Here is a 14,225-nt window from a genome sequence, read left to right on the forward strand (position 1 = left end):
TTAATCAACTAATTAGCTATGAGCTATATACGTTGTTGTAGGCAGTTTTTTATATTGTTGTAATTGAATTTGCTAATCTCTTTTCGTTTCCAATTGGTGTTGTATAATATCGCTGTTCAATTCCGTACATTAATTGCTTTAAATTTTCCTCCGAACCAATATTAAAATTTCTGTCTTCGTCTGAAAATTCAAGGTCATTGCAATATTCCTTTATATAGTCATAGATAGAATTTCTTTGTTGAGGATTAAAAGCATTAAATGTGTCCATAGCCATAGCAATTCTTTTTCTATTCGCCTTTTTTACTTTTGATGCATCATAATCGTCTGTTAAGTTAATGAATTCGTTCTCAAGGAATTGTTCAGTGTCTTCTTGTGTTGCTTCTCGATATAAAGTTCCGATTCCAGAAAATATTGTTGTGATTGACGTCAGTTTTTTGAAGTAGAGTATATCTTCTTCGCTGTCATAAATCGCATCTGGTAATTCTTTCAAAATAATTATCGGATTGTCATTTTGAATTTCTGGTTGGTTAGATATTGTAAACCATTTCCGTCTAATAGTTTGGCTTCTCGATAACTTTTGAAAGTAGTAATATTGGTTATCTTGATAAGAGCATAAATATTTAAGTCTATTATAATCCGCAAGAGCAATTTGATTATATTCCGCTGAATTAAAGTCCGTTGTTAGTATATCGATACAGAAATCAGTTTCGGAAAAATCTTCTATTCCAAACCATTCATCATCTTCAAGCTTATAATCAGTATCGTATTCGTGTGGATTGTCCAAGTCGTCTGGTAAGTTAAAAATATCCTCATCGGATATCATTTTGACGTATTCTCCATTACGTCCTGTTTTTTTTGCAAGTAAATGGTTCATATTATTTTTTTATGTCGATAAACGTGAAATTATTTATTCTTCTTAATTGTTCTATTTTGATACTTTTTGGGTCTTTTAACTCTTTTCTTGTTATTACAAAAAGTTGAACATTATTGGTAGTATTCAGGTAGTAGAAGTGATATCTAAACACTAAAAAAAGAGGATTGAAATATAAAGTTTGGGATAAAAATGTAAAAATAAATAATATCGCAAACACAAATATTAGTGTTTCAACGTAGGGAACACTTAATGCTACAAAAAAGTATCCTAAATAACTCGGTAAAAAGGCGTTATTGGCTTGTTCAATACTTATAATTGAAGCTTCTTGAATATTATCTTTACTTAAAAATCTTGCAATCAAAAGGCTGAAATAAGTCAGTCCAACAGGAATAAGAAAGTAAATGATGTACGATACGTAATTGGGTAAGTTGATTAATCGGCAGTCTATTTCATTAATCAGAACTTGCTCTTTGACTAAAAAAACAACGATTATCAATGATGTTGCATTGAAAGTTAGTAGTAATCTGTATAAAAAGTTCATTCAGTCATTTGGTTGTTAGTCCGTTTCTTAAATTGCCTACAACAATTCGATAAACGTACCTAGGTACGTTTATTTCTTATTTAGGATTACTAATCTAGTGGATTTTTTATACTTTCAAAAGTATTAGTAGCCACATGGGTGTAAATTTCAGTTGTTTTACTTGAGCTATGTCCTAAGAGTACTTGTATTTGCCTTAAATCTGTCCCAGATTCCAGTAAGTGCGTAGCAAAACTATGTCGCAATATATGTGGTGTAACACTTATGCGTATTTTTGCTCTTTCAGCAGCTGACTTTACAATTTTCAATACACTAGCACCGCTATATTTTATTCCAGTTTTACCTTCAAATAAATAAATTTTAGGTTCATATTTTGTAAAGTATCGCCTTAAGTCTTTTAAGGCATTTCTTGATAACAACGTCTGCCTATCTTTATTTCCCTTTGAACCTACAACACGAATTAGCATTCGCTTACTATCAATATCTTCTATTTTCAAATTTAAAAGTTCACTACGTCTTAAACCAGAACCATATAATAATTGAACAATGCATTTATGCTTTAAATTGTTGGTGTTTTCAATAATTGAAAGTATTTCTTCTTTTGAAATTACTTTAGGTAATTTGGATTCTTTTCTAGGTCGTTCTATTTCATAGAAACGGTTTGGCATATCTAAAACTACTTCATAATAAAATTTGATAGCGTTTATGGCTAGGTTAAGGTAAGAGTTCGATACATTTCTCTGAACAAGATGTTGTAGAAAGTTCCTAATATCACTTTCATCAATGGTTATTAGTTCCTTTTCTTTATAGTAATTTATAAACATTTCAAAAAAAGAAACGTATGTGCGTACAGTACTATTGGCGTATCTTTTAAGTTCTAACTTTAATAAGTACTCTTCAGGACAAAGTCTATATTCTGGTACATTAGTCCTATTTCTGAACCATTGAACATCTACTGTTTCGTTACTAGTATTTATAGGTTTATTTGTTAAAAATCGATTATAATTTATCCAAACAATACCTTTAAATGTTGTAAAGATTATACCCAAGTTTGCCTTAGTATTATGTATATATGCCATGTTATATTGTTTACTCCACTTGGGGTCTGGGAGTCCTTTAATTAAGTTCTGTATCAGTTTATCCGGGCTAAACTTTATACCAATCATCTTTTGATTATTAATCATTAGATGGTAAAGTGTTATAGATTTTACAGAATTCATGTTACAAGAATAAACATATATATAATTTTTAGCTGTATATTATACGTATAATATACGTTTGCAAATGGATAATAAAAGAAAATGTATAATTTGTTCAACATCAATTTCAGGAAGAGTAGATAAATTATTTTGCTCAGTGAAATGTAAATCTATAAACCAGTATGAAAAACGTCAAGAAAGTGAACAGTTCTTTTTTAAGGTTGATAGTCATTTAAAAGTAAATAGAAAGATTTTAAAAAGTTATAATAAATCTGGTTTTACCACTGTTCGTAGAAGTGAATTAATTGATAAAGGTTTTAATCCTAAATTTTTTACCCACTTTTGGAAAAATCAAAAAGGAGACGTTTATTTATTTGTATATGAATATGGTTTTTTAAATATTCAAAATGATGGAATTAAAAAATACACTCTAGTGAAGTGGCAAAATTATATGGATAGCACCCAAACTAAATAATGAGTCTGGTAAATAACTTTATTTAAGAGGTTTTAAATAAACTAGAAATTTTGTTTCCATATCAAAGTAGGGTAGCATTCCGTCAGGCTTTACAGGTATATTAAGAATTTTTTGATAACGGTCATAACTTTTTCTTAAGGCCAAAATATCTCCTTTAGTAGCTGGTTTATTATTACTATTGGTAAAAGCATTCTTTAAGACATCAGCAGCAAGTGCTCCAGCGGCTGCATTTCCAATTCCTGCAGCACTCATTTTTTCAATTTTAGTGTTACTATTTGTAGCTTGTTTCACGGGTAATAAATTCCCTGTTTTTGTTTTTTGGTGGTGAGCTTTAGACCTGCAAGTAGCACTACAGAATTTTTGAACATATCTTCTTTTAGGTATGAATTCTTCGTGACAATAATTGCAGATGTAGTGTTTTGTATCCATTTAGCGTTAAATGTACGTATGTTTGACGTATAATTATTCAATTTTAAGTAATATTTGGTAGGGGTAGTAAATTAACTAACCATCTGTTAAAATAGGGAAGTTGTTTCTAATTTGAATTAAATACCGTTGCTAAAAGAAAACTTCTTGCTTCATCATCGGTAATTAAAATAGGTTTTTGAAGTTTTACAGTTGCTGATTTTTCAGGAATTGGATTAGTAGCCTTCGCAGCTATACTTTTTTGGTTTTCGATGACATCTTTTAATGGTACGTAATCGTCATGATTAATATAAGAAAGAATTTCAACTGAGTTAAGATTTGAAATTATTCGAATACTAAATTTGTTTTCAATTTGTAATTTATGATATTGAAAACAATCTGCCTGAAGTTGAAAGTATCCCTTGATTTTTTTATTGGCATCGCAATGATTTATCACATTTTCATTCATCCATTTAGAAATAAACGAATAAAACCGCAAATGCATTATGTAACTTTCTAGTAGCGTTGAAAATTGTAATGAACTCGCATTTTCCTTTATGTCCATTAACGCTATTGTGTTATAATTAAGAATTGATGCCTTTTCTAATAATGGAGTGCAATCTTTTATAGCTAACACTTTCTCTGTTGCATTATTTTCAGAAAGTAGAACAATGGTGTTAAAAAAATCTTCTGTTTTAATATTTCTAAATTCACTGAGTTCACTTAAAGGAATGATACTTTTGGGAATAAAAAATAGTAGAGGAGTATAGAGCTGTTTTATTAAACCTTTTAGTGTTTTGCTTGTATCCATTCTATTCTTTTAAAAGATTGGAGTAATCTTCGGCCAGTTCGGCATCTATATCACGTAAATATTTTTCTAAGGCGGACATTGAATTATGACCCGTAATCAACATTAATTTACTTTTGGCTTCAAATGGTGTAGCATCTTTTAAAATTACTCGGTATAGTTTTGTAATATACGTATGTCTAAAGCTATACAAACCATAATCTTCGTTTAGATTAAAATGTTCTTTCACCTTTTGTTTAAATCGTTTAGAGAAATAATTTCTTCTGTTGGTTTCTTTTGTATCCCAAGCTCCGCCAATTTTGGTAGGAGTAAACAGTAAATGCTCTGGGTTCAAATTTGACAAGTCAGGTATTTCATCCAATAACATTTGAGGGATTATTTTCTTTTTAAGATTACTGTTCTTGGCTTGAAAGGTTAGTATTTTATTATTTAAATCTATGTCTTTGATTTTAAGCCTAGAAACCTCGATAGGTCTTAGAAAATTGTAAGCAACAAATTTAATGTAAAGTAGTAGGATTGGGTCTTCCTTACTTAGGTATTTAAATATACTTTTTTCAGTTTCTAGCGAAAAGGTTTTGTTTCTATTGGGTACAGACTTTAAAACCTTAATTGATTTGATAAAATTCAATTTGATAATCTCATTATCTTCTAAAGTTTGTAAAATGGTACCTAAGGCTAACCTAAAATTATTTCTGTTTCTGGGGCTTGTTTTAATGATAATTTCATTTAAAAAATCAAGCAACATTTTTTTAGTTAATTGATGTGCATACTGAGTGGTAGGATGATTTTTTGCTAACCATTTTAGAAATGCTTGGCCCTTAAGTCGATAATCTTGTATGGTTCTAGCTTTAACTTGATTATTTTTCAACTTTAAAACGTAATCAAAGGCATCTTTTAGGGGCATACCTAAATCCTTTGTTTCTGATTTAGTTGGCAGTTCTTTATTTGCTAGGTTAATTGTCGACTCCTTAAATATGGGTTTAACCTTTTCTATTTTCTTATCAGCCCTTACTTGCTTTAAATCCTTTTCTTGAATTTCATCTACAGATCGATTTTCAAACGGACTGTACCCTGCTCTTAATAATTTTAATAAATTTTTACGGTAAGAGGTTAAAATAGTTAATCTATCCGCCTTGGTCTTGTAATTATTCGCCTTCCCATAAATGTTTTTCATTCGTTCCAATTTCTTTGTAACTGGATTCCTATATGAAAAATATACGTACCATCTTTTAGCAAGATCACCCTTGGCAGTATAGATTTTTGGTGCTGAAAAATTGGCTTTTGTAGACAAATCGTGTTCTAAATCGTGTTCACTTTCGTGTTCAATTGTAATTGCATGTAGAAATATAGACATAAAAAAACGGTTTAGAGTGAACTAAACCGTTGTTTTACTTGATTTTACTAATGTAGCGAGAGGGGGGCACGATCCCCCGACCTCCGGGTTATGAATCCGACGCTCTAACCAACTGAGCTACCTCGCCATATTATTTTTAAACGGCTGCAAATATAGTGGTAATTTATTTGTTCTTCAACAAAACCTACTGAAAAAAATAAATGATAAGTATTATTTTTTAATCATTTAGAAATATATATATTGCTCATCTTAAAGTAGTACAATAATGAGCGATAAAATAAAATTTGAAATAGAGTTTGTAATTCAGTCTTCACCACAAATGTTATATCAATATTTGGCAACTCCGTCTGGCTTGTCAGAATGGTTTGCAGATAATGTTAATTCTAGAGGTGAAAAATTCACATTTATATGGGATGGTGCAGAAGAAGATGCCAAATTATTAAAAAGAAAAACCGATGAATTTGTCCGTTTTGCTTGGGAAGAGGCAGATGATGATAGTTATTTTGAAATGAAAATTATTGTTGACGAAATAACAAAAGATGTCTCTTTATTCATTACTGACTTTGCAGATGATGATGAGGTTGAGGAATCTAAAATGCTATGGACTAACCAAGTATCAGATTTAAAGCAGGTATTGGGTTCTTCATAAAAATATTCTTATTTACAGTATCTTTGAGCCTTAATTTTTTAAGGCTTTTTTTATGCTCAATTTTAATGGTAAACTTTTAAATGATAATGATAAAATTTTAAATGCAAGCAACCGAGCGTTACAATTTGGGGATGCCGTTTTTGAAGAACTGCGTGTAGTTAATGGTGAAGCCATTTTTTTAGAGGATCATTATTTAAGATTAATGTCTTCTATGCGCATTCTTAGAATGGAGATTCCTATGAATTTTACAATGGAATTTTTTGAAGAAGAAATCCTAAGAACTCTTTCTGAACAAGATTTAAAAGCTTCTAAGGGGGTTAAATTCATCGTTTATAGAAATAATAATTTAGATGAAAATAGTATCTCATATGTTATTACAACCTGTTCTTTGGTTAATCCTTTTTATATTTTAACCGATAGCCCGTATGAAGTTGAACTTTTTAAAGACTTTTATAAGAATTCATCTATGCTTTCTAATCTTGATACCAACAATAAAATTTTAAATGTTGTAGGTGGTATTTATGCAGATGAGAATGATTATCAAGATTGTTTACTAATAAATGAACATAAACAAGTAATAGAAACTTTAAAAGGAAATTTATTTATAGTTCAAAAGAATGTTATTAAAACAGCGCCTTTAGTAGATGGCTGTGTAAATGGTATTATTAGAGGAAAGTTAATAGATATTGTAAAAAAAATAGAGGATTATCAGTTTGTTGAAGAGAGTATTTCGCCTTTTGAATTGCAGAAAGCAGATGAATTATTTACGGTAAATAGTTTTAACGGAATAATTTCTATAACTAAATATAGAAAGAAAAATTACGACAATACGGTTGCCAAAGCGCTCATTGGTAAGTTAAATACAACAGCAAGATTCTCCTTAGTTAAACCTGTTTAATTTAGACTAGGGTTTTCGGGAGAATTGGACCAAAGTAGATAATCGCCTCCTAATTGAATCATATTTTCTTTCCAAATTGCCGTAGCTGCTTTTTGTATAATTCTACTTTCGTGCTCATTTTCAACAACTACCCAAGATTTTGAAGAAAGTTCTTGATCAAGTTGTAATGATGACCAACCGGAATATCCTAAAAAGAAGCGTATATCGTCTTCTGAAATAATTTCTTTATTAATAAGCTCAACGGTTGTTTCAAAATCTCCACCCCAATATATACCGTCCGAAATTTCAACACTATTATCTATTAAGTGCGGTACTTTATGTATAAAGTATAGGTTGTCTTGCTCAACTGGTCCACCATTATATACACGAAACGGAATTTCTATTTCGGTTACCAGTTCGTTAATTTGATACTCTAACGGTTTATTTAAAATAAAACCTACCGAACCTTCATTACTGTGCTCGGCTAACAAAACCACAGATCTATTAAAAGATACGTCGCCTGTTAACGATGGCTCGGCAATTAGCAATTTACCTTTTGTTGGTTTTAAAATGATCATTTATTCTGTATGATTATATTTCTAAAGTAAGACAAATCCTCTTAAATGCAAAAAGATAAAAATAAAAAAGCACCCATTTAGGGTGCTTTTATCAATTTTATCTATGTAAAATTAGTTTACTGCTTTGCCTAAATCAGCACCTGCTTTAAACTTTACTACATTTTTAGCAGCAATTTGGATAGTTTTTCCAGTTGATGGATTTCTACCTTCTCTTGCATTTCTTTTAGATACGGACCAAGAACCGAAACCTACTAGAGAAACTCTATCTCCTTTTTTAAGAGAATTTTCAACATTTCCTAAGAAAGATTCCAATGACTTTTTTGCCGCAGCTTTTGTGATGCCAGCGTCAGCTGCCATTGCATCGATCAATTCTGTTTTGTTCATAATGTGATTAATTAATTGTGATTAAAAAATTTATACCTACTAACAAATTTATATGGAATTATGACGAACACAAGTAAAATGGGGGGAAATCCTATGTTTTGTTGATAACTCAGCGTGTTTGTTGATAAAGTAGGGTTTTTTTTACGTTTCTCGCAGCCCAATAACGACGGGGCTTTACCTCATTTTGGCATTTTCTTCTAAATTTAGACCATTTAATACATCTTTTACATGCATTCGTTTTTTCCCTTGAAGCTGAATTTCTTCTAATATTAAGTACCCATTAATAACAGCAACCTTCATTTCCTTTTTAGTAAACACTAAGTTACCAATGGGTAACTTGTGTTGTTCGGTTAACATGCTTGCTTTATATATTTTAGTAATTATCTGCTGGTCTCCATTTATTAATGTAGTCCAGGCTGCTGGGTAAGGGCTAAGACCTCTTATAAAATTATATAGGTCCTCTTTCGGTTGGTGCCAGTCTATTTCGCATGTTTCTCTATGAATTTTATGTGCTTCTTTTAAATCATCGGAATTTACTTGTTCAGTAGTTTCAAAATTACCTTGTTGAATGCGTTCAACAGTTTTAATTACGGTATGTGCACCTAAATGCATTAGCCTGTCATGTAAATCTTCCACATTATCATCTATTTGTATAGGAGCTTCATCTTGTAGTATAATTGCTCCTGTATCTATTTTTTCGTCTATAAAAAATGTAGTAACTCCGGTTTTTGTTTCTCCGTTAATAATGGCCCAGTTAATTGGGGCAGCACCTCTATATTGTGGTAATAATGAGGCATGAAGATTAAAAGTTCCGTATGTAGGCATTTTCCAGACCACTTTTGGGAGCATTCTAAAGGCAACTACAATTTGTAGGTTGGCGTTTAAAGATTTTAAATTCTCTAAAAAATTCTCGTCTTTTAAGTTGGTAGGCTGTAGCACCCTTATATTTTTTGCTATCGCGTATGTTTTAACTGCAGATTCGTTTAATTTTCTTCCTCTACCTGAAGGTCTGTCTGGTGCGGTAATTACCCCAACAACGGTATATTCTTTTTTTACTAGCATGTCTAGAATGCCGACAGCAAATTCTGGAGTGCCCATAAATATGATTCTTAATGCTTCCATATTATATAAGTTCGTATTCGTTAATTGCGTTTAGTTGAATATAATTGTCTTCTAACAATTCTTGAATAGCTAAAAGGACAACATCTTGATTTATATTTAAGCTTATTTGTAATGCTCTTGAATTAGCTTTTCTAGTTTTTAATAATTGTATGATTTTTATTTTTGCGTGAACAACATCAGTATTTCCTAATTTTTCGGACATACAAATATCGCAAATGCCACATTTATTTTTTTGCTTTTCCCCAAAATAGTCTAACAGCTGTATACTTCTACATTGTTTAATATTATCAATATAATTCAGCATTTTTGATACATTCTCTATCTTAAGTTGATTTTGTTCGTCAATATTTTTTGAAAACTGATTTATAGTACGGTCATCATCCCTTGGCACTAAAAAAATGAGTTCTAAATCGCTTGTAGTACTTTGGTAATCAACAATATCGTCTTTAGCAAGCTGCTCAAGGTTTAAGTTTACCACCTTTTCAGGCAGATTTAATTTCTTGGCCAGTACATAGGTATTTATTTTAATGTCAAACTCAAATACGCCGCCATAAGTGCGTAAAACTACTTTAATGAATTCTTCTAGTTTTGGGTTTTGTTCTATGTACCTATAGAGTGTGCTCTTATCAGTTTTAAATTTTATAGTTGTTTTTTTTGAAAAATTCTCGGAAAGTGAAACAACTGAATTTCTGTCTAAGGCTAATAGTGCATTGTAGGTTAAATAGCTATTGAGCTTGTAGGTTGAACAAAATTCGTTGAAATTTAGGCTGAATACAGCTTCGGTAAATTCTCCATATCCTATTTGAAAAAAATTATTCAATTTTCGATATATAAATTTTATAAAATTTACATCGGGCAAAACTTCAATGAATTGTTTTTTTACAAGTAGTTTATCTGTTGTATTGGTAAGTAAAATAGCTCTGGCCAGTGTTCCATTTCTTCCGGCTCGGCCTGCTTCTTGAAAATAATTTTCTAGGCTATCTGGTATTTGATAATGAATAACAAGTTCAACGTCTGGTTTGTCAATTCCCATTCCAAAGGCATTAGTGGCAACCATAACTTTTACTTTATCCTGTAGCCATAAATTTAGGCGCTCTGTTTTTGCCTTTTGGTCAATACCACCATGATAAAAAGCGGATGTTATGCCATTTTTTATAAGGTATTTAGATATTTCTTCGGCCTTTCTTCGACTTCGTACATAAACAATTACACTTTGTTTTATGTGTTGGCAATATTGTTTAAGGTGATTGTTTTTATCTTCTGTCAATACGACTTGAAAGCCTATATTTTTTCTAAAAAAAGAATCTTTAACAACATACGGATGCTCTAGATCAAGTGATTCTATAATATCATCGCTTACTCGTTTTGTGGCAGTAGCTGTTAAAGCAATAATTGGAGGATGAGCATGTAATGCCCGTAAAATGGAACAGTTTAAATAGGCTGGTCTAAAATCATGGCCCCATTGCGAAATACAATGTGCTTCGTCTATAACAAACAAAGAAACATTCATTGCTTTTATTCTTTCTTGTACGAGTTCTTGTTGTAAGCGTTCTGGCGATAAGTATAAAAATTTATAGCCGCCATAAATACAATTGTCAAGTAGTTTATCAACCTCATTAAATTTAAGTCCACCTTTTAGACCTATGGCTTTGATGCCTAGTTTTTGAAGGTTGTCTACCTGATTTTCAATTAAAGCGATTAATGGAGAAATAACGATGCAAATACCCTCATTCATTAATGCAGGTACTTGAAAGCAGAGCGATTTACCACCGCCCGTTGGCAGTAGACCTAAAACATCTTGGCCGTTTACAATGGCATTAATTATTTCTTCTTGTGAGCCTCTAAAATTATCAAAGCCCCAGTATTTCGATAAAATATCTTTCGGTGTATTATTCACCTTTGTTATTTATAAAATCTATTACAAATTGAAGTCTGTTCTCTTTAGTGCCTAAAGGTACTTCAACAGGTGTATAACCTAGTTCTATATAGGTGTTTTCTAAGTGTTTATGTATTCCACATGCTTGGTCAAAATTCTCCATACGCTCATTGTCCTGAACATAAATTTCTTTCCAAGGGGGTAAAATTAATACGTCATCATATCTGTTTTCAAGGCACAAATTGGTATACCGCTTTTCAACAGACTGCCCAAAATAATTCATATAAGCAATAACATCTGGTAAACCGCGGTCATAGAACAATTGATCTTTGTCTATTTTATCGCCATCGAAAAAGTGCTTTAACCGTGCATTCATTAGCTCATCATTAAAACTTTTGGCGTCATCAACAAAGTCAATAGGGTTTACTAATTGTTTTTCTACTGCCTTGCCATTTAATGCATCAAGCGTCATGGTGCGTATCACTTCATGAAAACAATGGTAACCATTTTCTTCTAATGATGAAATTAAAACGGTTTTACCTGTTCCCGGTCCCCCTGTTATAACAATTCTTTTGCTGTTCAAAACGTTTGATTTATATCTACAAAAGTACGTAAACCATGAGTATTAAAAAACTGGGACAATAGACTTATCTTTGTATAAAATAGTTGTCATGGACGAAAAAAACACTGAAGATTTTTATAAAAAATTAAAAAAGCAATTACAAGATACCTCTAAATGGCCGTCTAATTACTTATATAAATTTATTGTGGAAAGTGCAACGGATAAAGTAGATCAAATTCATAAGATATTTGATAATATGGGTGCGGTTATTAATTCCAAAAAATCTAAAAACGGTAAATATACAAGTGTATCTATTACCGTAAATTTGAACAGCGCCGATGATGTTATTAAAAAATATAAGGAAGTAGGTGAAATTGAAGGTGTAATATCCTTGTAAAATAGCTTTTCATCTATAATTTTATTAATTTGGCATCGTTATAAGAATACTTCTCAAACACATTAAGCTAAAATTTTAAATTTGCAATTAGTAGAAAACCTAGAATATAATACGGAGCGCGATCATTTAATTATACCAGAATATGGTCGTCATTTTCAAAAAATGGTAGACCATGCGGTTTCCGTTAAAGATCGTGAAGAACGAAACAAAGTGGCACAAGCTATTATTAGTGTAATGGGTAACTTACAACCTCATTTACGTGATGTGCCCGATTTTCAACATAAACTTTGGGATCAGTTGTTTATTATGTCCGATTTTAAATTGGATGTAGACTCACCATTTCCAATTACTTCTAAAGAGATATTAAGACAACGCCCAGATGCGTTAGAGTATCCTCAGAATTTTCCAAAATATCGTTTTTATGGTAATAACATAAAACTGATGATAGATGTAGCCGTTGAATGGGAAAAAGGTGATAAGCGATCAGGATTAGAGTACACAATCGCTAATCATATGAAAAAATGCTATTTAAATTGGAACAAAGATGTTGTCGATGACAAGGCAATTTTTAAGCATTTATTTGAATTAAGTGATGGTCGTATAGATCTGGCGGCAGAAGGTGAAAGCTTAACTGATAGTGGTCAATTTCTTAAGAATAGGGTAGCTAAAACGCCTAGATCTAATAATTCAGGTAAGAAAAATCAAAGAAATAATAATAACCGCGGAAAAAAACGCTATTAAATTTCTACTTCTGTAGATGGGAACATTTAAAATTGAAGGAGGTCACCAATTATCGGGTGAAATAACACCTCAAGGAGCAAAGAACGAAGCACTTCAAATACTTTGCGCAGTATTGCTTACAAGCGAAAAAGTAACCATTAATAATATCCCAGATATTATAGATGTAAATAAACTTATAACTCTTTTAGAAGATTTAGGTGTAAAAATTCAAAAGAAAGGTAAAGGTTCTTATACATTTAAGGCCGATGATGTTAACCTAGACTATTTACAATCTGATCAGTTTAAGGAGGACGGTAGGGGACTTCGTGGTTCTATAATGCTTGTAGGACCTTTATTAGCACGTTTTGGTAAAGGATATATTCCTAAACCAGGAGGTGATAAAATTGGCCGTAGACGTTTAGATACGCACTTTGAAGGGTTTATTAAGCTTGGTGCTAAATTTCGCTATAACCGAGAAGAGTATTTCTATGGCGTAGAAGCTGACAAATTAAAAGGTGCCTACATGTTGTTAGATGAAGCTTCTGTAACTGGTACGGCAAACATTGTAATGGCAGCGGTTTTAGCAGAAGGACAAACTACAATATACAATGCCGCTTGTGAGCCTTATTTACAGCAGCTTTGTAAAATGTTGAATAGAATGGGCGCTAAAATATCTGGTGTTGGTTCTAATCTTTTGGTTATCGATGGTGTTGAAAAATTAGGTGGTACAGAACATAGAATGCTACCTGATATGATCGAAATTGGTAGCTGGATCGGTCTAGCGGCGATGACCAAGAGCGAATTAACGATTAAAGATGTTAGTTGGGATGATTTAGGTCAAATACCTACCGTATTTGGTAAACTAGGTATAACGCTAGAAAGAAAAGGTGACGATATTTATATTCCCGCTCATAAAGACGGATACGAAATTCAAAACTATATTGATGGCTCTATCTTAACCATTGCCGATGCCCCTTGGCCAGGACTAACCCCCGATTTATTAAGTATTATTTTAGTAGTCGCTACACAGTCTAGAGGTGAAGTTTTAATTCATCAAAAGATGTTCGAAAGCCGTTTGTTTTTTGTAGATAAGTTATTAGATATGGGAGCAAAAGTAATTCTTTGTGACCCACATAGAGCTACGGTAATTGGTCATGATTTTAAATCTACCTTAAAAGCTACTACTATGACATCGCCAGATATTAGAGCAGGTGTTTCATTATTAATAGCCGCTTTATCGGCAAAAGGAACCTCTACTATTCATAATATTGAACAAATAGATCGTGGTTACGAGAATATTGATGAAAGATTACGTGCGATAGGAGCTAAAATTGTAAGAAGTTAAGCTTCTATTTACTGATAATAAATAAACTCCATAATTAGGTTTTATACCAAGATTATGGAGTT

The 14,225-nt window shown here is 31.7% G+C and carries 16 protein-coding genes and 1 tRNA gene; 6 read left to right on the top strand and 11 right to left on the bottom strand.

The window, feature by feature from the left end; all coding sequences use genetic code 11:
- Positions 1–49 precede the first annotated feature (49 nt).
- Positions 50–823: a hypothetical protein gene (locus tag BTR34_RS16450; protein WP_244893339.1), complete on the bottom strand. Its 774-nt coding sequence runs from the start codon at positions 821–823 to the stop codon at positions 50–52.
- A gap of 681 nt (positions 824–1,504) precedes the next feature.
- Positions 1,505–2,632, bottom strand: a complete 1,128-nt coding sequence (gene xerA / locus BTR34_RS16460) for a site-specific tyrosine recombinase/integron integrase (RefSeq protein WP_235843208.1) — start codon at positions 2,630–2,632, stop codon at positions 1,505–1,507.
- A 64-nt stretch (positions 2,633–2,696) separates the two neighbouring features.
- On the opposite strand from xerA, the gene BTR34_RS16465 reads away from it, so the two are divergent.
- The gene (locus BTR34_RS16465) at positions 2,697–3,086 is read left to right on the top strand and encodes a DUF2116 family Zn-ribbon domain-containing protein (RefSeq protein WP_068484995.1); all 390 of its coding nucleotides are present in this window, start codon (positions 2,697–2,699) and stop codon (positions 3,084–3,086) included.
- Positions 3,087–3,104: 18 nt separating this feature from the next.
- Here BTR34_RS16465 and BTR34_RS16470 read toward each other — a convergent pair whose 3' ends face one another.
- From BTR34_RS16470 to BTR34_RS16485, 4 genes are all read right to left on the bottom strand, one after another.
- The gene (locus BTR34_RS16470; RefSeq protein WP_068484994.1) at positions 3,105–3,515 is read right to left on the bottom strand and encodes a hypothetical protein; all 411 of its coding nucleotides are present in this window, start codon (positions 3,513–3,515) and stop codon (positions 3,105–3,107) included.
- A gap of 106 nt (positions 3,516–3,621) precedes the next feature.
- Positions 3,622–4,302, bottom strand: coding sequence for a hypothetical protein (locus BTR34_RS16475; RefSeq protein ID WP_068484993.1), 681 nt, complete (start codon positions 4,300–4,302; stop codon positions 3,622–3,624).
- Position 4,303: 1 nt separating this feature from the next.
- Positions 4,304–5,653: a tyrosine-type recombinase/integrase gene (locus BTR34_RS16480; RefSeq protein ID WP_068484992.1), complete on the bottom strand. Its 1,350-nt coding sequence runs from the start codon at positions 5,651–5,653 to the stop codon at positions 4,304–4,306.
- Positions 5,654–5,706: 53 nt separating this feature from the next.
- Positions 5,707–5,780, bottom strand: a tRNA-Met gene (locus BTR34_RS16485).
- A 138-nt stretch (positions 5,781–5,918) separates the two neighbouring features.
- Between BTR34_RS16485 and BTR34_RS16490 the strand changes: the two genes are divergently transcribed.
- Together BTR34_RS16490 and BTR34_RS16495 are read left to right on the top strand one after the other, a co-directional pair.
- Positions 5,919–6,302 (top strand): START-like domain-containing protein, encoded by a 384-nt coding sequence (locus BTR34_RS16490; RefSeq protein ID WP_068484991.1) that lies wholly within the window; start codon positions 5,919–5,921, stop codon positions 6,300–6,302.
- A 52-nt stretch (positions 6,303–6,354) separates the two neighbouring features.
- Complete coding sequence (locus BTR34_RS16495) at positions 6,355–7,200, top strand: aminotransferase class IV (protein WP_068484990.1); 846 nt, start codon at positions 6,355–6,357, stop codon at positions 7,198–7,200.
- Here BTR34_RS16495 and BTR34_RS16500 read toward each other — a convergent pair.
- The 5 genes from BTR34_RS16500 to BTR34_RS16520 all read right to left on the bottom strand — a co-directional run bounded on the left by BTR34_RS16500 (position 7,197) and on the right by BTR34_RS16520 (position 11,722).
- Positions 7,197–7,757 carry a YqgE/AlgH family protein gene (locus tag BTR34_RS16500; RefSeq protein WP_068484989.1) on the bottom strand — a complete coding sequence of 187 codons (561 nt, stop codon included), beginning with the start codon at positions 7,755–7,757 and terminating at the stop codon, positions 7,197–7,199. The two genes, BTR34_RS16495 and BTR34_RS16500, sit on opposite strands and share 4 nt — an antisense overlap.
- A 111-nt stretch (positions 7,758–7,868) precedes the next feature.
- Complete coding sequence (locus tag BTR34_RS16505) at positions 7,869–8,141, bottom strand: HU family DNA-binding protein (protein WP_058102542.1); 273 nt, start codon at positions 8,139–8,141, stop codon at positions 7,869–7,871.
- 174 nt (positions 8,142–8,315) lie between these two features.
- Positions 8,316–9,263 carry a methionyl-tRNA formyltransferase gene (gene fmt, locus BTR34_RS16510; protein WP_068484988.1) on the bottom strand — a complete coding sequence of 316 codons (948 nt, stop codon included), beginning with the start codon at positions 9,261–9,263 and terminating at the stop codon, positions 8,316–8,318.
- A gap of 1 nt (position 9,264) precedes the next feature.
- On the bottom strand, positions 9,265–11,160 hold the full coding sequence (locus BTR34_RS16515) for a RecQ family ATP-dependent DNA helicase (RefSeq protein ID WP_068484987.1): 1,896 nt from the start codon (positions 11,158–11,160) through the stop codon (positions 9,265–9,267).
- Positions 11,153–11,722, bottom strand: coding sequence for an AAA family ATPase (locus tag BTR34_RS16520; protein ID WP_068484986.1), 570 nt, complete (start codon positions 11,720–11,722; stop codon positions 11,153–11,155). The genes BTR34_RS16515 and BTR34_RS16520 overlap by 8 nt, the downstream gene beginning before the upstream one ends.
- A gap of 88 nt (positions 11,723–11,810) precedes the next feature.
- Between BTR34_RS16520 and BTR34_RS16525 the strand changes: the two genes are divergently transcribed.
- From BTR34_RS16525 to murA, 3 genes are all read left to right on the top strand, one after another.
- Positions 11,811–12,098 (top strand): DUF493 family protein, encoded by a 288-nt coding sequence (locus tag BTR34_RS16525; protein WP_068484985.1) that lies wholly within the window; start codon positions 11,811–11,813, stop codon positions 12,096–12,098.
- Between the two features lie 81 nt (positions 12,099–12,179).
- Complete coding sequence (locus BTR34_RS16530) at positions 12,180–12,839, top strand: DUF4290 domain-containing protein (RefSeq protein WP_068484984.1); 660 nt, start codon at positions 12,180–12,182, stop codon at positions 12,837–12,839.
- Between the two features lie 16 nt (positions 12,840–12,855).
- Positions 12,856–14,163: a UDP-N-acetylglucosamine 1-carboxyvinyltransferase gene (gene murA, locus BTR34_RS16535; protein ID WP_068484983.1), complete on the top strand. Its 1,308-nt coding sequence runs from the start codon at positions 12,856–12,858 to the stop codon at positions 14,161–14,163.
- The last annotated feature ends 62 nt before the right edge of the window (positions 14,164–14,225 follow it).

Origin of the sequence: Maribacter hydrothermalis (genome assembly GCF_001913155.1) — a bacterium.
Taxonomy (GTDB): Bacteria; Bacteroidota; Bacteroidia; order Flavobacteriales; family Flavobacteriaceae; genus Maribacter; species Maribacter hydrothermalis.

What these genes read in the sequence shown, in the direction of transcription:
- BTR34_RS16475 (WP_068484993.1), bottom strand. Translation starts at nt 4,302, where the DNA reads ATGGATACAAGCAAAACACTAAAAGGTTTAATAAAACAGCTCTATACT.
- BTR34_RS16450 (WP_244893339.1), bottom strand. Translation starts at nt 823, where the DNA reads ATGATATCCGATGAGGATATTTTTAACTTACCAGACGACTTGGACAAT.
- BTR34_RS16525 (WP_068484985.1), top strand. Translation starts at nt 11,811, where the DNA reads ATGGACGAAAAAAACACTGAAGATTTTTATAAAAAATTAAAAAAGCAA.
- BTR34_RS16490 (WP_068484991.1), top strand. Translation starts at nt 5,919, where the DNA reads ATGAGCGATAAAATAAAATTTGAAATAGAGTTTGTAATTCAGTCTTCA.
- BTR34_RS16470 (WP_068484994.1), bottom strand. Translation starts at nt 3,515, where the DNA reads ATGGATACAAAACACTACATCTGCAATTATTGTCACGAAGAATTCATA.
- fmt (WP_068484988.1), bottom strand. Translation starts at nt 9,263, where the DNA reads ATGGAAGCATTAAGAATCATATTTATGGGCACTCCAGAATTTGCTGTC.
- murA (WP_068484983.1), top strand. Translation starts at nt 12,856, where the DNA reads ATGGGAACATTTAAAATTGAAGGAGGTCACCAATTATCGGGTGAAATA.
- BTR34_RS16465 (WP_068484995.1), top strand. Translation starts at nt 2,697, where the DNA reads ATGGATAATAAAAGAAAATGTATAATTTGTTCAACATCAATTTCAGGA.
- BTR34_RS16505 (WP_058102542.1), bottom strand. Translation starts at nt 8,141, where the DNA reads ATGAACAAAACAGAATTGATCGATGCAATGGCAGCTGACGCTGGCATC.
- BTR34_RS16480 (WP_068484992.1), bottom strand. Translation starts at nt 5,653, where the DNA reads ATGTCTATATTTCTACATGCAATTACAATTGAACACGAAAGTGAACAC.
- BTR34_RS16495 (WP_068484990.1), top strand. Translation starts at nt 6,355, where the DNA reads ATGCTCAATTTTAATGGTAAACTTTTAAATGATAATGATAAAATTTTA.
- BTR34_RS16500 (WP_068484989.1), bottom strand. Translation starts at nt 7,757, where the DNA reads ATGATCATTTTAAAACCAACAAAAGGTAAATTGCTAATTGCCGAGCCA.
- xerA (WP_235843208.1), bottom strand. Translation starts at nt 2,632, where the DNA reads ATGAATTCTGTAAAATCTATAACACTTTACCATCTAATGATTAATAAT.